Here is a 20,225-nt window from a genome sequence, read left to right on the forward strand (position 1 = left end):
ACATTAACCACTTTAAAATAAGCAAGATGAAAATGAAACTTTACTTCACGGCAATTATGTTCTTAGGAATGATGGGGGTAAGTAATGCACAGGCTCAAAATCCTGAATGTATGACTAATCTGTCCATATTTTCGGAACACGCAAAAGTCAAAAACTACGATGCGGCATATGAGCCTTTCAAAAAGGTCTATGAAACATGTCCACAGCTCAATAACGCTATATATGTTTATGGAGAACGTATCTTAAAGCATAAAATCGATAAAGCTTCAGGAGCTGAAAAAGATGGTTTTATCAAAGATTTAATGGGTCTTTACGACGATAAAATGAAATATTTTTCCAGTAAGACCAATATGGCGGAAACAGAAATTGACAAGGTCTTGTTGCAGTACGATAATAAGATGATGGATGATGCCGGGGTATATGCAGGTCTGAGTATGCCTTTTACGGAGGACAAGGCAAACTTTAAGAACCCTAAAGCACTTTATCTTTATTTCTCTAGTCTGGTTGACTTGCACAATGCCGGTCAAAAAGAATTGCAGGAAGTTTTTGATGTGTATGATGAGGTAACGAGTAAGATTGATGAAGAAAATGACAAACTCACGGACAGAATTGCTACCCTGTTGCCAAAGGAAGAGGCCGGTACGTTGACATCAAAGGAGAAAAGGAGATTAAAATCTTACAATTCTTATTCTGAAAACTATGGTAAGATTGCTGGTAGTATAGATTCTAAATTAGGTAAGCTTGCAGATTGCGAGAACTTAATTCCACTATATCAGAAGAATTTCGAGTCTAGAAAGAATGATGTGAAATGGGTAAAGAGTGCCGTGGGAAGAATGTTCAGCAAAGAATGTACGGACGATCCGTTATTTAAAACCATGGTGGAGGTACAGGCAGAATTGGACCCATCCGCAGACGTGTATGTTTATTTAGGTTCGTTAAAATCTAAGAGTGGAGATACAAGCGGAGCAGTTGCTGATTTCAACAAAGCTTTGGAGTTAGAGACCGATGCTAAGAAAAAATCCAATATTGCTTATAAAGTGGCTACAATATATAGAAGAGGTAGCATGTCTACGGCAAGAAGTTATGCTCAGAAGGCAATAGATGCCAACCCTGCGAACGGCAAAGCTTATTTGTTAATTGCTAGTTTGTATGCCGGTAGTGCCAATGCCTGTGGAAGTACACCTTTTGAGAAGAGAGCTATTTACTGGAAAGCAGCGGATATGGCGAACAGGGCCGGTCGTGTAGACCCTTCGTTACGAGGTAGGGCTAGCCAAGCAGCGGCAAGTTATAACGCAAAGGCGCCAAGTAAGGAAATGATATTTAGTTCCTCAATGGCCGGTAAAACGGTAACATTTTCTTGCTGGGTAGGAGGAAGCGTAAAAGTTCCTAATTTGTAAAATGATAACATATATCCTAGATATTTTTAAGGGCATTGCCGTGGTTTCCATGGCAATGCTTTTTTTGTGCTGTCAGGATAATTACAAGCGCGTAGGAGAGGAAGCGAAGAAAGAAATTTATCCCCAAGGGATAGCCAAGAATTTTGTCCTCACTTATACAGAAATTCCAGAGAAGATAGGTGCCGAGGATAATGGTTCTTCCGAGGTTTTGGCCGTCCTTTCAGGGCCGGTTAGAAATGATTTCGAAAATTTGATTTTTCCCTATCAAACTTTTCCTGAAGGTCTGCTTGTGGAGATTTTCAACGAAAAAAACGAAAAGACCACTATTGAGGCCGATTATGGAATATATTATGGGGCAACGACCATAGTAGATTTACAGGGCAATGTTATGATCAAGGGGCATGACGGTAAAGAATTGGAAACTCCCCAACTCTATTACGATAGAGGTAACGAGTGGGCTTTTACACAGGAAAAGTTTAAGTTTACCAATCCTGAAGATGGAACGGTGATGGATGGAGAAGGAATGGATATTAAAAAGGACCTAAGCTTTTTAAACGCACACAAAACGTACGGGCTAATGCTCATTAAAGAAAGTGAAGATGATTAAAATTTTAAGATACACGGAATATTTATACCTCATTGTGGCCGTATTTTCTGCTTACCGCATTTTTACCGATTGGAACAGTGACAGGTCAATGGCTTATATATTCCTATTCTTTGCCGTTATTTCTACGGCGATGTTTTTCTTTAGAAGAACCTATCGCAAAAAGTTTGAAAAAAGACAGAACGATTCTAAAAACGAATAGTGGATAGCTCCGTACTGATCATTATAGTCTCGCTACTATTTTCCGCCTTTTTTTCAGGTATGGAAATCGCCTTTTTTTCGGCCAATAAAATACATATTGAAATTGAGAAAAAGCAAGAAGGTTTTCTGGCCAAGGTACTGACAAGGCTCACAAAAAAACCCTCTAAGTTCATTGCTACAATGCTTATTGGCAATAACGTAGCCTTGGTGGTGTATGGGCTTTTTATGGGAGAGTTGCTTATGGAATGGTTTGCTGGGATTCCTACTTCAAATACAGTTATAAAGACCCTGGTAACCGATTTCAGTCTTCTGACACAAACGGTTATTTCCACATTCGTCATCTTGATAACGGCAGAATTTCTACCTAAGGTCTTATTTCAGATTTATGCCAATAGCCTTTTAAAACTACTTGCGATTCCCGCATACATATTTTATATATTTTTTTCCTTGATTTCGGATTTCGTGATTGCGGTTTCGGACTTCATTTTAAAATATGTCTTTAGGACTCCGGGGGATGAGGTGCAGCTTGCGTTCAGTAAGATTGAGCTTGGCGACTATATCACGGAACAAATGGAAACGGTAAAGGAAGAAGACGAGGTGGATTCCGAAATTCAGATATTCCAGAATGCATTGGAGTTCTCTGCCGTAAAAGCTAGGGAGGTAATGGTTCCAAGAACCGAAATAATGGCCGTGGAGATGCACGAAACTCCTAAGAATTTGGCAAAGATTTTTACGGAAACAGGTTTTTCGAAAATTTTAGTGTACAAGGAAACCGTGGACGATATCATCGGGTATATACATTCGTACGAGTTGTTCAAAAAGCCAAAAACAATAAAGAGTATTTTGCTGCCGGTAGAGTTTGTCCCGGAAACTATGCTTATTCAAGATATATTGAACACACTTATTAAGAAGCGGAAAAGTATGGCCTTGGTTTTGGACGAATACGGCGGAACTAGTGGTTTAATGACCGTGGAGGATATTGTTGAGGAGCTCTTCGGGGAAATTGAGGACGAACATGACAGTACTGATCTAAGGGAAGAACAGATAGACGAGACGCACTTCCTGTTCTCCGCAAGATTAGAGGTAGATGCTATCAATGAAAATTATAAGCTTAACTTGCCCAACCTTGACGAATATGAGACGCTGGGCGGGCTTATTGTGCATCAAGTAGGGGAAATCCCAGAAAAGGATGTAGAGATTTTAATTGAGAATTTCAAGTTTACCATATTGGAAGTTTCTAATACCAAAATAGATTTGGTTTCCATGGAAATTCTCGAGGAAGTTTAATGCGCTTATCACAATCATTGCAAGTGTTTTAGTTTTTATTATTTCAATTAAAAATGGTAATTTCGCCAACTGATTTTAATTTTTCGATAGAATGGCAGTTTTAGAAAATATAAGAAAACGAACTACGGTTTTAATACTCATTATCGGTCTTGCACTCTTTGCATTCGTTATTTCTGGAGTATTTACAAGTAGTAATTTTGGAGGAGGAGAAAAAGTAGGTTCTTCCGTGGCGGAAATAAACGGGAATGAAATTTCCATAGATGATTTTAGACAAAAGGTAGAGTCCGCCTCAAGAAGAGTAGGTCCTACAACGACTTCGCTGCAGGTAATGAATCAAGTTTGGGATAGGGAAGTTCGTGCCAGTATCCTTAGTGAGCAGTTTGAGGATTTAGGAATAGGCATTGAGCAGGATCAAATAGTTGACTTTTTAAGAACTACCGGATACGCCCAGAATCCTGAATTTCAAAATGAGAACGGAATATTTGACCCAAATAGGTTCAAACAAACTGTAATGGACTGGAAAGTGAATAATCCTGCACAGTACGAGGTATGGTTGCAAACGGAGCAGGAGATTATTCAGATGGCGAAGGAGCAAAAATATTTCAATTTGGTTAAAGCAGGTGTAGGTGCTACCTTAAAAGAAGGTGAATTAGATTACAAATTGGCCAACGAGAAAATTGACTTAAAATACGTGCGTGTCCCTTATACTTCAATTCCCGATAGCACAATAAATGTCACTAAAAGTGAAATCTCCGCCTACATTAGTGAACACAAAGAAGATTTTAAGCAGGATGCGGCAAGGGATATTCAATTCGTGTATTTTGAAGAAAAACCTTCAGATGCGGATGATGCTGCCGTAAAAGCGGATTTAATGAAGTTGTTGGACGACTCCGTTGAGTACAATTCAAAAACGGATAGGAACGACACGATAAGAGGATTTAGAAATACTACGGATATGGCCGCTTTTCTAGATCGCTATTCCGATACGAAGTTTGATACGGTATACAGGGCGAAAAAGAATCTTCCTTCCAGTATTGCCGACACATTGATGACCCTGAAGGTTGGAGAGATTTACGGTCCCTATAAAGAGCGTGGGTCCTATCAGATTTCTAAGATGATGGGCAGAAGAGCTAACGGTTCCGTTAAGGCCAGTCATATATTGTTGACCTACGAAGGGGCTACGAGAGCTAATCCAGAAATTAAGAGAACAAAGGAAGAGGCGGAGAAAAAAGCAAAAGAGCTTTTGGCCGAAGCTAAAAAATCGGGTGTTGTCTTCTCAGAATTGGCCAGAGATAATTCTGATGGACCATCGGCACCAAACGGAGGAGATTTGGGATACTTTCAAGAGGGGACTATGGTTCCTAAATTCAATGATTTTGCCTTTAATAATGCTGTTGGCACTATTGGCCTAGTGGAAACGGACTTTGGGTTTCATGTAATCCGTGTAGACGATAAGGAAGATATTGTTCAACTGGCAACCTTATCAAGAGAGATAGTTGCTTCGGAAGAGACTATCAATACCTTATTTACGGACGCTACCAAATTTGAAATGGAAACAATAGCGGATGAAAGTGGTTTTTCCAAAATAGCAAAGGATAGCGAGTATCTAGTGAGACCAGTCAACAAAATAAAGCAATTGGATGAGAACCTTCCAGGTTTGGGGTCGCAAAGGAATATTGTGCAATGGGCCTTTAATAATGAAACCGAGGTTGGTGATATTAAACGTTTCAATATCAATAATGGATATGCTGTGGTACAATTGACAGGAAGCTATAAAGAAGGCCTAATGGCTGCAGAGGACGCTTCTGCAACGGTACTGCCTATTATTAGAAAAGAGCGTAAGGCGGCACAGATTATGGCTGCAAATGCAGGTAAAACAATGGAGGCTATCGCGAAGGATAATAACGTTACAGTGTCCACTGCATCTGCGCTAAGTGTAAAAACACCTACAATACCAGGAGCAGGTAGTGAACCTGCGGTAGTAGGTACGGCGTATGGTATGGCACAAGGGGAAACTTCTGAACTATTGGAAGGAAATTCAGGAATCTTTATGGTAGAGGTAACAAAAAGAACGGAAGCTCCAAAATTGGAGAACTACAGTACCTATGCCAATACACTAAAGAACAATGCGGCCTCAAGAGTGAATACCGCAGTATATACGGCCTTAAAAGAAGCTGCTGAGATTGAGGATAAAAGAGCTACATTCTACTAGGAAAATATAGTTTTACCATTTTAAAAAGTCTCCCCAAGCGGAGACTTTTTTATAGTATCATTTTGGAAAAGGGCAATACAACAGAATACCCTTTTGATTTAAAGTACTCAGGTGTTTCCTCGTTTCCTGTTGCCAATATAAAATCACCTCCCCAAGCGCCTAAACTCTTGATACTTCCTTGATAGTCTTTAAACAGTTTTTCCTTTATTGGGGTAGTTTGTAATACCCGCGAAAGCCTTCTTTCATGTGCGTTTAGCAATTCTTCAAAGTCCCTAAGGTTTTGTGATGAAATCATTTTTCTAGTAAGTTCACTTATGTCTTGGGTCAATTTCGCTTTATCGCTTTTTAAACTCCGGTAGGCCGCTATGGCCTCCCTACTGTTCTTTTTCTGGTTCAGATAAATGAAAAAAAGTGCTTTTGTAAAGGGTGGGGTGGTATCTATGTTGGTAATGATCGGTACTTTATCTTTTAATTGAAAAATAATGGGTCCGTCATTTTGCGCACAGGCAATATCGTATGCGCTTCCGCCAAAGGTTTTTGATAGTAATGTGTACGGGTCAACCTTGGCCCATGAACTTAAGTTCGCTATCAATGTTGATGAGGTACCTAGACCCCAAACCCTCGGAAAAGTGAGCTCAGTCTGGACTTTACAACCTTCGGTATTAGTAAGGAAATTTGGTTCTAGCTTGCGTATTTCATTGAGTATATGAATAAGGTTTTTAGAAATTTCTTCGTTGGTAGAAGCAATTTCCTTAAAATCTTTTAGGGTGTACGACCCTGTGAACCAAACCGTACCGTCCGCATCAATGCTACGCCATGAAAGTGTTCTGGTATTGGTTTCGTTAACCTTTAGGTACTGACCATATTTAGTTGGAATTGCCCAGCCCTCTGCGCCATCTAAAATGGCGTATTCGCCGGACAATAGTAGTTTCCCGTTACTGTAGAATTCCTTGGTCATGATTGGTTTCTTAGACCGGTTAAGAAATCAATAACACTACGATGCGTTATGGTATGGGTTTTAAAATGTTCGATAGCAGCAATTTTTTCAGGTTCCGTTGCATGCTGTTGGTTCAGAATATTCATCAAGTGCATTTTCATATGTCCTTTTTGAATTCCAGTAGTGACCAAAGAGCTTACTGCGGCAAAATTTTGTGCCAAACCGGCAACAGCTATGACTTGCATCAGTTCTTCTACGGACGGGTCGTTAAGCAGCTGAAGGTTTAATTTAACCATAGGATGAAGTTTGGTTAATCCGCCTACGGTACCCAGCGCTAGAGGTAATTCAATCCAAAATCTAAAAATACCGTCTTCAACGCTGGCATGGGTAAGACTACTATAGCTTCCGTCCTTAGCGGCATAGGCATGTACACCTGCCTCTACTGCCCTAAAATCGTTTCCAGTTGCCAATACGACGGCATCGATACCGTTCATGATTCCTTTATTGTGGGTAACTGCCCTATAGGGTTCCACTTTAGCAATCTGTACCGCCCTGACCATTTTTTCGGCAAACTGTTCAGGTGATATTTCTTTAGAAAGGTTCAACTCGGAAACGGGGCAGCTTACTTCGGCTTTTACCAAACAATTGGGTACGTAATTGGAGAGTATGCTCATGATCACTTCTAGCTGTCTTTCCTCTTCAGAGAACAAACTATAGTCCAAAGCCTCACTTTTTAAAGTGCTTGCAAACTGTTCCAAACAACTATTGATAAAGTTAGCTCCCATGGCATCTTTGGTCTCAAAGGTGCAATGTAATTGGTAATAGTTGGCTAGATCTCCTGTTTTGTCCCTTAATTCTATATTAGAAATACCACCACCACGATTGGCCATACTGGCGGTTAAATTTTCGGTAGCCGTATAAAATTTCGGTTTTATTTTTTTAAAGAACAGTTCCAATTTGGCAGTATCGCCTTTAAATATAAAATGTACTTGCCCTACCTTTTCCGTTCCTAATACTTCGGTTTTGAATCCTCCCTTGGAAAGCCAAAATTTAGCAGCTTTACTGGCGGCGGCAACGACAGAACTTTCCTCAATGGCCATTGGAATGGCCAGAAGATTATCATTGATTAAAAAGTTGGGTGCAATTCCTAACGGAACATATAAGTTGGTAATGGTATTTTCAATGAACTCATCATGCAGTTGTTGTAATTTTTCGTCCGTATTCCAATAACTACGGATAATCTGTTCGGCTTCATGGGGATTTTGAGTGTAATTGGATACGATCCAATCTATTTTTTCTTGTTTGGAAAGTTTGGAGAAACCAGCTATTGGTTTTGGCATGGATATATGGTTTGTATTTCGTGTTACTTCTTTAAAAAGCTCCAACTAAATTATAGGTTATTTGCTCCGTATTTAGAGGTAAAGATAAGCATATTGGTCAGAACTAAATTGGAGCTAAACCTGCGTTAAAATTGGGTTCTTTTTTAAACAATTTGCTGTTTTTAGCAGAAATAGTAGTAAACTTGAAAGATTTAACAAATTTCAACTTCTTATGTATAAATTATACGTTGTAGCCCTCTTTTTTTTGAGTTTTCAGATGAGCATCCTGTCTCAGGAAAAGCAAATTTCTATCGAGGCAATTTATAGCAATGAATTTAAAACCGAAGGATTAGATGTTTTACGTTCTTTAAATAACGGAGAACAATATACCGTGTTGAATGTTGATGCCGTGACCGGAAATACGAGCATTGATAAATACGATTACAAAACCTTGAAAAAGGTGGAGACCTTAGTTTCTTCGGCCTCTTTAGAGGGGATTCAAAAATTTTCCTCCTATCAGTTCAGTGATGATGAGTCTAAAATACTCTTGGCCACTGAGGTAGAATCTATTTTTAGGAGATCTACCTTGGGTGTTTTTTACATTTATGATAGTAATACAAAAAGTTTAACGAAGATAAGCGATGCCAAAATTCAGGAGCCAACTTTGTCCCCTGACGGAAAACATGTGGCTTATGTGTTGAACAACAATCTTTTTTTAATGGATTTACAGTCCGGTACAACAAAGCAGGTTACTACGGATGGTGTAAAAAATAAAATTATCAATGGGGTGACGGATTGGGTTTATGAAGAAGAATTTTCTTTTGTGAGAGCTTTTGAATGGAATGCCAATAGTTCTAAGATTGCATTTCTACGGTTTGATGAAACCAATGTTCCTCAATTCTCCATGGATGTTTACGGAACGGAGAAATATCCAAGGCAACACGTATTTAAATACCCAAAAGCAGGGGAGGACAATGCAAAGGTAAGTTTGCATATGTTTGATGTGGTCAGTAATGAAATCTCGGACATTAACTTAGGTGATGCTTACTACGTGCCACGCATTAAATGGATGAACGACGCCAACTCCTTAAGCGTTCAAACTATCAATAGACATCAAAATCATTTGAAATTACATTTGGTGGATACGCGTACCAATACGGTCTCTACTTTGTTAGAGGAGAAAGATAAGGCCTATGTGGACATTCACGATAACCTTACTTTTTTGGCAGATGATAGTTTTATCTGGACGAGCGAAAAGGATGGGTGGAATCACATTTACCTCTATAATTCCAATGGAGAATTAATGAATCAAGTAACAAGCGGAAACTGGGAAGTAACCCGATATTATGGTTATGACCAGAACGAAGATAAAATCTACTATCAATCCACGGAGAACGGTTCCATTAACCGCGGTATTTATAGTGTGGAAAGTAATGGGAAGGGCAAAAAAGAGCTGGCAACGGAGAGCGGAAGCAACTCGGCTTCATTTAGTGCGGACTTCACCTATTTCATAAATACGTATTCCAGCGCCACTACACCACCGATATATACGCTACACAAAGCATTGACCGGTAAAAAAATAAAGGACATCAAGGATAATACCGCACTTTTAAAGAAGTTAAGTGCTTATGCCATTAGTCCAAAAGAGTTCGGCACAATTTCTATCAATGGAAATGACCTGAACATGTACATGATCAAACCAAAGGATTTTGACCCGTCAAAAAAATATCCGTTGTTCATGTATCAATATAGCGGCCCGGGCTCTCAGAATGTATCCAATAGCTGGATGAGGGCAAACGATTATTGGCACCAAAAATTGGTATCCGAAGGATATATCATTGCATGCGTAGATGGAAGAGGAACAGGATTTAAGGGAAGTGATTTTAAAAAGGTCACCTATTTGAACCTTGTTAAGTATGAAACTGAAGACCAAATAGCCGCGGCAAAAAAGTTGAGCGAGTTAGATTATATCGACGAGAACCGAACCGGGATTTGGGGATGGAGTTTTGGAGGGCACATGGCCACCAATTGTATTTTAAAGGGTAACGATACTTTTGAAATGGCTATTGCCGTAGCACCTGTAACTTCTTGGCGTTTTTATGATACCATATATACAGAGCGTTTTATGAGAACCCCAGCGGAAAACCCAAGCGGTTATGATGACAATTCTCCTTTTAATTATCCTGAACTGTTAAAAGGGAAGTACTTGCTCATTCATGGTTCCGGGGATGATAATGTACATGTGCAAAATACGATGCGTATGGTAGAGGCCTTGATACAGGCGAACAAACAATTTGAGTGGGGTATCTATCCAGATAAAAACCACGGTATCTACGGAGGTAACACCCGTATACATCTGTTCAATAAAATGACTAACTTTTTGAAATCAAATCTTTAAACAAGAAATACGATAACTAAACCAACCCAATTATGACAAGTACAAAACCGGCACATCAAAGAGAGCTTTTTGGACATCCCGTAGGATTATATGTTCTCTTTTTTACAGAAATGTGGGAGCGTTTTTCCTATTATGGCATGCGCGCATTGCTTACGCTATATATGACCGCGCAAACTTTGGAAAATGACCCGCAGAGTGGTTTGGGCTGGACGACGACAGAGGCTCTTGCCCTATATGGTTGGTATACCATGTTGGTTTATTTGATGAGTATCCCCGGCGGTTTTATTGCAGATAGATTAATAGGACAAAAAAAAGCCGTGACCATTGGCGCGATTCTTTTAACAGCTGGTCATGGCGTATTGGCTATAGATGCGATATGGGCTTACTATACAGGTCTAGGCTTAGTTATTTTAGGTGTTGGAATGTTGAAACCCAATATCTCCACTATGGTAGGCGGGTTGTACAAACAGAATGACATTAGAAGGGATAAAGGGTTTAGTATATTTTATGTTGGCATCAATTTAGGTTCATTTACAGCGTCACTTTCCGTAGGGTTAGTGGCTGCCTTATATGGATGGCACTATGGTTTTGGCCTAGCAGGTATTGGAATGTTGCTTGGCCTAGTAGTTTATCTGTACGGACAGCGTTTCTTGACCCATGTGGGCAACGAACCAACGGTCGAAGAAAAGTCATCAGATATTAGTCTTGCGACACTTTTTTCTCAATTATTGAAGTCGCCCTTACAATTAGGAATTGTAGTGGTGTTATTGGCCTTGTCCATCTATGCCGGATTTACATTCGAAGGACCGGACCATTGGGGTTACGGAGCCTTGTTTATTGTATTGACGCTAGTAACGGGATTAATGATGATGATCTATAAGAATTTGAACGGCCAAGTGGAAAAGGATAGGTATTTAGTATTGTTGATATCCCTGTTGATGGTGGTCGTTTTTTGGGGGTCATTTGAGCAAATGGGCGGATTAATGAATTTGTACGCTGAAGAAAAGACAAATAGAATGCTTATGGGATGGGAAGTACCTGCGGCTTGGTTTCAAGGGGCAAATGCTGGATTTATAATTCTCTTTGCCGTACTGGTGGCCAATTTTTGGGCTAAAAGAAAACTTAAGGGCAAAGAGGCTTCTTCTATATTTAAGATGGCGGTCGGTGTTATTATTATGGGCATCGGTTTTGTTTATATGGTATTTGCGTCTATGCAGTACGAGGCCAATGGCAGTTCGGCCATGTATTGGCTAGTATTGGCGTATCTGTTTCACACCTTGGGCGAGTTGTGCCTGTCCCCTGTTTCTTTATCCTTCTTTACCAAGTTGGCACCGGCAAGGTATATGGCCCTAATGATGGGTGTTTATTGGGCGGCCACGGGATTGGGCAACAAAGTGGCGGGAGTCATTGGCGAAAGCTCTGTACAGGCAGGTGAATTTAAAGTATTTGGAGGATTGTTCGTTTTTGCAGTCCTTTTTGGACTTTTAGTGATACTACTATTGAAACCTCTAAAACGACTTACACATGGGGCGGAGGATAAGGAAACCGTTATTCATGACGATGAAACCGAAGGTTTTGAGCTATCTGACCACTAATAGGGTTCGGAAATAAAAGAATAAGCTCCCATTTCACCCGTATAGTGAAATGGGAGTTTTGCTTTTTTACACGTATTTTTCCAACGGGCTACGTAACTCTTGTAATTGCTACCGTCCACCAATATCAGTTTTGGTCGTGTATCCCGTATCAGACGTTCCAAATTAATTTTTGGCGAATCGGTCAATAGTATAATATTTTTTTCTTTAGCTGCAGGAAATATGCCTAAGCTATCGATTATTAAGAAAGACTGGTTATCCGCAAGATAGGCTTGGCGCAGTGTATCGTGCGTTGTTCTGTAGATGCGTTCCTGTACCTCGAAATTAGTGAGGATGTTCTTTGATTTTAGGGAGTCCTTACTCCACACGTTCAAATAACGACCATTTCTTTGGATAAGAACTGTGTTTCTAGTTTGATGCAATAATAGAATGTCCTTTTGTTTGCTGGCATTGTAATCAGCATACATTGTCCAAAGTTGAAAGCCTAGAATGCCGAATAAAAAGAATGACAATCTTTTAAAAGTAACCTTGGACAACAGACCTATCATAAGTAGAATGACGATGTAGCCAATAACGAGTTGTATATGATCAAAGGGAATGGACTTGAAGATAAAAGCCTCCTGTTGCGCGACCAAATCAACTACCGTATTCATCCATAGGATAAGTTTATTAAATAGCCACACCAACCAATCCGGTAGCGCGTTATTAAGCGAGAGTAAAATCACTAAGATACCGATAGCCAGTATTGCTCCGAGTACGGGAACGATAAGTAGGTTGGAAATAAAGAATAAACCCGGGAACTGATGAAAATAGTAAAGACTGATTGGCAGCACACCTAGCTGCGCGGCTAAACTCACCGAGAGTAATTGCCAAAAATAACGGACTATTTTATGTTTGGGAAACCATAGTTTTTGTAGCAATGGATATATCCAAACAATGGCAAAAACGGCCGCGTAGCTCATTTGAAATCCGATATGGAACAGTAGGTTGGGGTTTATGAATAGTAGTATAAAGAACAAAGAGAGCGAAAGAATATTAGAGGTGTTACTAGGTCTGTTCAAAGAGAGGGCGTAGGCGATAAAGCTGAACATGGTACATGCTCTTATAATTGAAGCGGAAAGTCCGGCCAGAAACGCAAATCCCCAAAGGAGCACAACAGAAAGGACGAGGATAACGATATTGCCTTTCGGCAAGGTTCTTAACGGACTAAGCAAAAATTGAATTAACAATAACAATATCCCAATATGTAATCCCGAAACTGCAAGGATATGTACAGCACCCGCTTTCTTATAATTATCATAGGTTTCTTCAGATAAATCAGAACGCTGTCCAAGTAATAATGCCTGGATAACACCGAGTTCATCGGCTCCAAAATTCTGCTCTTTTAATTTCTCAACAATATGTAATCTTGCTTTGGCCGCCAGGCCATAAACAGTACTAGTGTGGGTCTTACTTTTTATATAATTTGTTGTATTTAAGTTCAACTGATGGTAGATGCCCATATGTTCCAAATACCGCTTATAATCAAATTGATGCGGATTTAATGGAGGTCCAATGGCAATAGGTCGGGTGTACACCCAAAGCTCATCATCAACATGGAGCGTAAGCGCGGTAGTGTCCATCTTTTTATTGAGCAATATTTTCCCCGAGACCAGATTACGGTCCAAGCTGTTGACCGTGGCAATATATCGTTGAGAGAAAGAAGAGGGTTTCAGCACCTCCTTTATTTTAAGTTGCCACGGGCCATTGTTTTCAAAAGCAGCTTTGCTGTAGTGTGCGCTATTATTTATGGGTTGCGCCTGTTGGTAGGTAAGTGTTCCTAATGCAATCGTGGTAGCCGCGGCAATACTACCGAATAGGGTAGAAGTTAGTTGTTTGGTTAAAGTATAATATAAACTTAGTGTAATGATGAGGGCTAAGGTACAGCCAAGAGTCCAACTGATGTCAAACGTAAAATACCGACCGATAAGTATTCCGATAATGAGAAGTAGCGCTAATTTTACGGGAACGAACGCGAATAACTTCATCCTAGAGTATTCGAGTAGCTTTTACAAAAGCTTGATTCCAGAAACCTTCCCTTAAGGAAGAAACGGTTACTCCTCTAGAGGAAGAAGCATGTATGAATTTAATTTCATTGTTCTCAACGGCTACGACCATACCTACATGATTAATTCTTTTAGCTCGCCTGTTGGTCTTAAAGAACAGTAAATCTCCTTTTTCCACATCCCGGATCCTGATTTTTTTACCTTCTTCTGCCATGTGTATGGAAGTTCTTGGAAGTTGTATATCGTGCTTCCCAAAGGAAACGTAGAGCAAGCCGGAACAATCCATTCCTTTTTGGGTGGTACCTCCGAACTTGTACCGCACTCCGGAAAAAGTTAGAGCAGTATTGATGACCTTGTCCGCTTTGGACAAACTGGTGCTATTCGTTACTTCTACAGCTTTACGGGGCTTAGGGGAATAGGAGTTTCCGCGCCGCGCATTATCCGCCGCAGCAACAGAAATTTTGCGCTTCTGTGCGATGGTTTTGCTGTTTTTGCCACTTCCGCAACTGGCTAAACATAGCACTAAAAAAATACAGATAAATGGTCGCATAGGGTTCAAGTGTGCTCTAGTACTTGAACATCAAAATTATAGAATTATTTTGTAAGCGCTTAAATACGGAGGGTAATTGTTTAAATCACCCTTCTCGTTTTGCGTTGGAAATGATTAATGAAGCAGCCTTTTTACTGGCTCCGTGCCCTCCTAATTTTTGACTTAATAGCTGGTAGGCGTTAATCTGTTTTTCCCTTTTAGGTCCGGACAGGATGAGATTCAATTCATTTTTTAAGTTAACTTTCGTGAGCTTGTCCTGTATCAATTCTTTTACGATTTCCGCTCCCATGATAAGGTTTACCAAAGAAATGTACTCTAGTGTAATGATTCGTTTTGCGATTTGATAAGATATCCAATTGGCTTTGTAGCACACCACTTGGGGTACATTGAACAAAGCGGTTTCTAAGGTTGCCGTACCACTCGTAACAAGCGCTGCATGGGCTAACGACAATAAATCGTAGGTTTTGCTCTGTACGTACTTCACGTTCTCGTCAGCTAAGAAAGAGGTATAGAAGGTTCTGTCCAAACTAGGTGCGCCGGCAATAACAAATTCATAGTCTTTAAAATCATCGGAAAGTGATAGCATCACCTGCAGCATTTTTTGCACCTCTTGTTTACGGCTACCCGGTAGTAGCGCTACAATGGGTTTGTTTGGATGTAACTGATGTTCTTGTCTAAAACGTGCTTCATCGAGTATTGGCCTATTAGCAATAGCATCCAATAACGGGTGGCCTACAAAATTCACTGGAAAATTATGTTTGTTTTCGTAAAAATCCTTCTCAAAGGGTAAAATCACGTGCATGGCATCAATATCCCTTTTTATATTTTCTATGCGTCCTTCTCTTGAAGCCCAAATTTGGGGAGAAATATAATAATTGGTTTTGAGTCCGTTTTCTTTCGCCCATTTAGCGATTCTAAGATTAAATCCGGAATAATCGATGAAGATTAGGATATCGGGACTAAAATTAAGAATATCTTCCTTGCAGGATGTAATGTTCTTAAAAATTGAATTTAGGTTCAATAGTACTTCCAAGAAGCCCATAAAGGCCATTTCCTTGTAATGCTTGACCAAGGTTCCACCGGCATTCTGCATCAAATCACCTCCCCAGCAGCGTATGTTCGCATCCTTATCTTGGAGCCTCAATTCTTTGATAAGATTAGCACCATGAAGGTCACCCGATGCTTCCCCAGCAATAATATAATACTTCATTAGAAAATCTTATAGTAGAGAATCAATAACGCCGTAAGCAGCGTTGCGATCAATACGCCTTTAGCGCGTTGGTCTCTTTTAATCCTTAAGAATCCAAAGAATGCCACTAGGTTCAAAATAGCGCCCAATGCAAGCAGACTACCCACATGACCTTGAGCTATTGCCGCATTATAGGTTTCTGTGATGCTCAGATCAGAAAACAGGAGTATATACAACAGTGTTCCAATCGTATTGGCTATAAGTCCTACGGCAAAGCCTATGAGCAGTTCTTTCTTAGTGTTCATTTTAAATTCCAGTTGTTTATAGCTTGTATGGCGTGGTGAGCGGTGAGGTCAAATTGTGTAGGAACTAAAGAGACGTAACCGTTGGCTAAGGCCCACTCGTCCGTGTCCTCCCCTTTGTCCAATAATTCAAACTCTCCTGTGAGCCAATAATAATCCCTGCCCATGGGGTTGGTTCTTTTATCGAATTTTTCTTTCCAATTTGCTTTGGCCTGTCTACATATTTTAACGCCTTTAATTTCCTCTGTTTTTAACCGAGGAATATTTACGTTGAGCACTACGTCTTTTGGTATGCCGTGGTCAAGGGCTTCTTTTACGATGTTTGTAATAAATGCTTTGGCTTGTGAGAAATCTGCGTCCCAACTGTAATCGCATAGCGAAAAACCAATGGCCGGTACTCCTTCGATACCTGCCTCGATAGCAGCGCTCATAGTTCCGGAATATATCACGTTTATAGAGGAGTTGGCTCCATGGTTTATGCCACTTACACAGATGTCAGGTTTTCTTTCCAAGAGCTCCTGCAGTGCTAGTTTTACGCAGTCTGCGGGTGTGCCGCTACAGCTATATTCCTCAACTCCTGATGCTCCAAAATCGGAACTCATCTTCGTGGCATAAAGCGTGCTGTCCAACGTAATTGCATGTCCCATTCCAGATTGCGGACTGTCGGGGGCAACCACCACAACATCCCCAATTTCTTTCATAAGCAAGACCAATGACCTAAGGCCCGGAGCGGTTATTCCATCATCGTTCGTAACCAGTATCAAAGGTTTTTTCATGAAACATACTTTATGACGTAAAAATACGTTTTTAAATAAGATTGTTCGATTTAGTCGTTTAACAAAAAATTAATCCCATGTCCCATAATTGGCATGGTTTTTTCTTTATCTTAGAGAATTCTGACGCGTTCTAACGCTTTAATTTCAGGATTTTGAAAAGGAATAAAAAAGATAGTTTTATGAAAAGAAATTTAGCCTACGTTTTAGTAGTAATGCTCATAGCGGTTGCTTCTTGCAGCTTTACCAATAAAACTTTTGAGAATGACGATAAGGATAAACTATTGTTAGACCTTATAACCTATGTCTTAGAAAAAGGGCACTACGAGCCAAAAAGTATCAACGATGATTTTTCGGCTAATGTCTTTGAGGATTTTATAGATGTCATCGACCCTACAAAACGTTATTTTCTAGCGACGGATATCAAGGAATTTGAGCAATACAAGTTTCAAATAGACGATCAAATCAAAAATACGGATATTACTTTCTTCAACATGGTCTACGATAGATTGCTTGAACGCATGGACGATGCAAAGGAAATCTACAAAGAAGTGCTAAAGACCCCTTTCGATTATAACCAGGACGAAAGCATCAGTATTAAATATGAAAACGAAGACTTTGTCGCCAATAAAGCCGAATTAAAAGAACGATGGAGAAAACAGTTGAAGTATGCCACTTTAGGAACTTATGATTCTAAAGTTGCACATGCTGAGAAAGATAATGCCGACGGTGCTTTTGACGATCATGATCACAAAGCCCATTCTCCAGAAGAAGCAGAAAAAGAATCACGGGAATCTACAGAGTCTACTTTAGACGAGTTTTTCGATTTTATTGCAGATTTGGACCGTAAAGATTGGTTTGTACAGTACATCAATACTATAGTGGACGAATTTGACCCGCATACCTTCTACTTTGCACCGGACGATAAGGAAAAGTTTGATATGAACATGTCCGGTAAGTTTGAAGGTATTGGAGCCAGACTTCAAAAAAAACCGGAAGGAGCTAAGATTGTAGAAATTATTTCTGGCGGCCCAGTGTGGCGAGATGCCAGATTAGAAGTGGGCGATCAGATATTAAAAGTGGGTCAGAACGGAGAAGAGCCGATCAATATTGTTGGAATGCGTTTGGATGATGCCATTAAATTGATAAAAGGTGCGCAGGGAACGATTGTTGACCTTACGGTGAGAAAGGTAGACGGTTCTTTGGAAGAGGTTTCGTTGACCAGAGATGTGGTAGAGTTAGAGGAATCTTACGCGAAATCGGCCAATATTATTAGAGGTGATGAAAAATTTGGACTGATTAATCTGCCTAAATTTTATGTAGATTTTGAAGACTATAGTGAGAGAAATGCGGCTTCGGACGTTGCCAAAGAGGTAGAGCGTTTAAAGCAAGAAGGTGCAGAAGGTCTTATCTTGGACTTACGGGATAATGGGGGAGGTTCTTTAAAAACTGTAGTTGAAATGGCCGGTTTGTTCATTAAATCGGGTCCGGTGGTACAGGTAAGATCAAGTAGTAAGGAAAAAGATGTGTACGAGGATAAAGATGAAAGAATTCAGTGGGATGGCCCACTTGTAATACTGGTTAATGAACTATCTGCCTCGGCTTCTGAAATATTGGCCGCAGCGATGCAAGATTATAAGCGCGCAGTGGTTATAGGTAGCAAACAAACTTTTGGTAAAGGTACCGTACAGAATGTTATTCCTTTGGATAATATCGTACGTAGTAACGAGCATGGAGATTTAGGAGCCATTAAATTAACTACGCAAAAGTTTTATCGTATTAACGGAGGTTCTACACAGCTAGAGGGCGTTAAGAGTGACGTCGTGGTTCCGGATAAGTACAGTTATATAGATTTAGGAGAAAGAGACCAGTCAAATCCTTTAAAATGGGATAAGATTACACCTGCAGAATATGAAATATGGGACGGCTATATCGATTATGACCAGACCATAGCGAATAGTAAAAAGCGAATGGCTGCAAATGCCCAGATTAAACTTATAGAGGAAAATGCACAATGGCTTAAGGCGGAGCAGGAAGAAACGGAGATTTCTTTGAACTATGAAACCTACAAGGAAGAGAAATCTAAAGACAAGGAAAAATCAAATTACTTTAAGAGTCTTTCCGAGTACGATTCTAAACTTACCTTTAAATCACTGAAGTATGAAGAAGCTTTGTTTACAAAAGATTCTGTTCTCAGGGAAAAGAGAAACCGTTGGCATAAGAACCTAGCAAAGGATGTTTATGTAGAGGAAGCCGTAAATGTATTACAAGATTTAAAAATGAACAATATAAAGAACATACAAAACGGAAAATTAGCTAGTGTAAAGGGCTAGTGCAATGCCATAACATATAAAAAAAGCCGCTCATAGAGCGGCTTTTTTCTTTACGCCTTCAACTTGTCCGCATGTAGCTTTCGTAGCTTAGAAAGCTTAGGGTTAATGACTACTTGGCAATAGCCCTGGGATGTATTATTTCTGTAGTAATTCTGATGGGCTTCTTCCGCATCATAAAAAATACCTAAAGGACTTACCTCGGTTACTATAGAATTATCATAATAAGGGTTTAGTTCTTTAATTACCGCATTGGCCGTTTCCTTTTGCCTATCGTTTTTATAGTAAATTACGGAACGATACTGCGTTCCGGCATCCGCTCCTTGTCTATTGAGCGTAGTAGGATCGTGCGTGGTCATGAATATGATGAGGATATCCGAAAGTGATATTACGGAGGCATCAAAGCTTACTTGCACAACCTCTGCATGCCCCGTTAAACCGGAACAGATTTCTCTGTACGTTGGTTTACCGGGAGCGTTTCCACCCGTATATCCAGATACTACCTTTTCAACACCTTTTACTTCTTGAAAAACCGCCTCGGTGCACCAAAAACATCCACCACCTACGGTTATAACTTCTATATTGCTTTTCATTTAGCTTCTTTCGTAATTTTTAGGGATTCAGAATTTATACAATAGCGGAGTCCACTTGGTTCCGGTCCGTCTGGAAAAACGTGGCCAAGATGGGCATCACAAGTATTGCAAAGTACCTCTACCCGTATCATTCCAAAACTAACATCCTTTATATATTTTATGGAGTTGGCTTTTATCGGTTGCGTAAAACTGGGCCATCCCGTCCCGGATTCGAACTTTATGGTAGAATCAAAAAGTGGCGTATTACAGCAGATACATTCGTATTTGCCTGCATCATGTACGCTACAAAGTGCTCCGGTATGCGGTGCTTCCGTACCTTTTTTTCGGGTAATCCTAAATTGTTCAGGAGTTAAGATCTGTTTCCATTCACTCTCGGTTTTCTCAACTCTCTTATCAGGAACAGGGTTTCCGTTCACTGAGAAATGAATAACATCTTTCCATGTTAAAGTCATAATTTTCCTTCCTTTCTTTAAAGTTGTTCTATAGTTTCTTAGTC

17 protein-coding genes are annotated in these 20,225 nt (G+C 40.0%); 8 read left to right on the forward strand and 9 right to left on the reverse strand.

The annotated features are described in order from the left end of the window. Positions 1 to 26 precede the first annotated feature (26 nt). The 5 genes from EJ994_RS16225 (at position 27) to EJ994_RS16245 (ending at position 5,701) form a co-directional block, all read left to right on the forward strand. Positions 27 to 1,397 carry a tetratricopeptide repeat protein gene (locus EJ994_RS16225; RefSeq protein ID WP_164721490.1) on the forward strand — a complete coding sequence of 457 codons (1,371 nt, stop codon included), beginning with the start codon at positions 27 to 29 and terminating at the stop codon, positions 1,395 to 1,397. Position 1,398: 1 nt separating this feature from the next. Beyond that, positions 1,399 to 2,004 (forward strand): LPS export ABC transporter periplasmic protein LptC, encoded by a 606-nt coding sequence (gene lptC, locus EJ994_RS16230; RefSeq protein WP_241240808.1) that lies wholly within the window; start codon positions 1,399 to 1,401, stop codon positions 2,002 to 2,004. Then, on the forward strand, positions 1,997 to 2,203 hold the full coding sequence (locus EJ994_RS16235) for a hypothetical protein (protein WP_126593442.1): 207 nt from the start codon (positions 1,997 to 1,999) through the stop codon (positions 2,201 to 2,203). The genes lptC and EJ994_RS16235 overlap by 8 nt, the downstream gene beginning before the upstream one ends. After that, positions 2,203 to 3,489 (forward strand): hemolysin family protein, encoded by a 1,287-nt coding sequence (locus tag EJ994_RS16240; protein WP_126593443.1) that lies wholly within the window; start codon positions 2,203 to 2,205, stop codon positions 3,487 to 3,489. Before EJ994_RS16235 ends, EJ994_RS16240 begins: the two co-directional genes overlap by 1 nt. Before the next feature lie 91 nt (positions 3,490 to 3,580). Beyond that, on the forward strand, positions 3,581 to 5,701 hold the full coding sequence (locus EJ994_RS16245; RefSeq protein ID WP_126593444.1) for a peptidylprolyl isomerase: 2,121 nt from the start codon (positions 3,581 to 3,583) through the stop codon (positions 5,699 to 5,701). A gap of 49 nt (positions 5,702 to 5,750) precedes the next feature. Here EJ994_RS16245 and EJ994_RS16250 read toward each other — a convergent pair whose 3' ends face one another. Then, complete coding sequence (locus tag EJ994_RS16250) at positions 5,751 to 6,659, reverse strand: GYDIA family GHMP kinase (RefSeq protein ID WP_126593445.1); 909 nt, start codon at positions 6,657 to 6,659, stop codon at positions 5,751 to 5,753. Further along, on the reverse strand, positions 6,656 to 7,978 hold the full coding sequence (locus tag EJ994_RS16255) for a hydroxymethylglutaryl-CoA reductase, degradative (RefSeq protein WP_126593446.1): 1,323 nt from the start codon (positions 7,976 to 7,978) through the stop codon (positions 6,656 to 6,658). The genes EJ994_RS16250 and EJ994_RS16255 overlap by 4 nt, the downstream gene beginning before the upstream one ends. 211 nt (positions 7,979 to 8,189) lie before the next feature. Here EJ994_RS16255 and EJ994_RS16260 point away from each other — a divergent pair, with 211 nt between their 5' ends. Further along, positions 8,190 to 10,355, forward strand: a complete 2,166-nt coding sequence (locus EJ994_RS16260; RefSeq protein ID WP_126593447.1) for a S9 family peptidase — start codon at positions 8,190 to 8,192, stop codon at positions 10,353 to 10,355. Between the two features lie 32 nt (positions 10,356 to 10,387). Continuing rightward, complete coding sequence (locus tag EJ994_RS16265) at positions 10,388 to 11,950, forward strand: peptide MFS transporter (protein WP_164721491.1); 1,563 nt, start codon at positions 10,388 to 10,390, stop codon at positions 11,948 to 11,950. Here EJ994_RS16265 and EJ994_RS16270 read toward each other — a convergent pair. The 5 genes from EJ994_RS16270 to surE all read right to left on the reverse strand — a co-directional run bounded on the left by EJ994_RS16270 (position 11,947) and on the right by surE (position 16,809). After that, entirely contained in the window at positions 11,947 to 13,974 is a 2,028-nt protein-coding gene (locus EJ994_RS16270; RefSeq protein WP_126593449.1) for a ComEC/Rec2 family competence protein, read from the reverse strand. The two genes, EJ994_RS16265 and EJ994_RS16270, sit on opposite strands and share 4 nt — an antisense overlap. Before the next feature lies 1 nt (position 13,975). Then, positions 13,976 to 14,542, reverse strand: coding sequence for a C40 family peptidase (locus tag EJ994_RS16275; protein WP_126593450.1), 567 nt, complete (start codon positions 14,540 to 14,542; stop codon positions 13,976 to 13,978). 85 nt (positions 14,543 to 14,627) lie between these two features. Next, complete coding sequence (lpxB, locus tag EJ994_RS16280; protein ID WP_126593451.1) at positions 14,628 to 15,752, reverse strand: lipid-A-disaccharide synthase; 1,125 nt, start codon at positions 15,750 to 15,752, stop codon at positions 14,628 to 14,630. Further along, positions 15,752 to 16,036, reverse strand: a complete 285-nt coding sequence (locus EJ994_RS16285) for a hypothetical protein (protein ID WP_099575159.1) — start codon at positions 16,034 to 16,036, stop codon at positions 15,752 to 15,754. The genes lpxB and EJ994_RS16285 overlap by 1 nt, the downstream gene beginning before the upstream one ends. Further along, complete coding sequence (surE, locus tag EJ994_RS16290) at positions 16,033 to 16,809, reverse strand: 5'/3'-nucleotidase SurE (RefSeq protein ID WP_126593452.1); 777 nt, start codon at positions 16,807 to 16,809, stop codon at positions 16,033 to 16,035. The genes EJ994_RS16285 and surE overlap by 4 nt, the downstream gene beginning before the upstream one ends. A 179-nt stretch (positions 16,810 to 16,988) precedes the next feature. Between surE and EJ994_RS16295 the strand changes: the two genes are divergently transcribed. Then, entirely contained in the window at positions 16,989 to 19,139 is a 2,151-nt protein-coding gene (locus tag EJ994_RS16295) for a carboxy terminal-processing peptidase (protein ID WP_126593453.1), read from the forward strand. Between the two features lie 50 nt (positions 19,140 to 19,189). Here the strand turns inward: EJ994_RS16295 and msrA are convergent, their stop codons facing one another. Then, positions 19,190 to 19,729, reverse strand: coding sequence for a peptide-methionine (S)-S-oxide reductase MsrA (gene msrA, locus EJ994_RS16300; protein WP_126593454.1), 540 nt, complete (start codon positions 19,727 to 19,729; stop codon positions 19,190 to 19,192). Beyond that, a complete protein-coding gene (gene msrB / locus EJ994_RS16305) occupies positions 19,726 to 20,181 on the reverse strand; it encodes a peptide-methionine (R)-S-oxide reductase MsrB (protein ID WP_099575155.1) in 456 nt (151 codons plus the stop codon). The genes msrA and msrB overlap by 4 nt, the downstream gene beginning before the upstream one ends. Between the last annotated feature and the right edge of the window lie 44 nt (positions 20,182 to 20,225).

Source organism: Maribacter sp. MJ134 (genome assembly GCF_003970695.1).
GTDB lineage: Bacteria > Bacteroidota > Bacteroidia > Flavobacteriales > Flavobacteriaceae > Maribacter.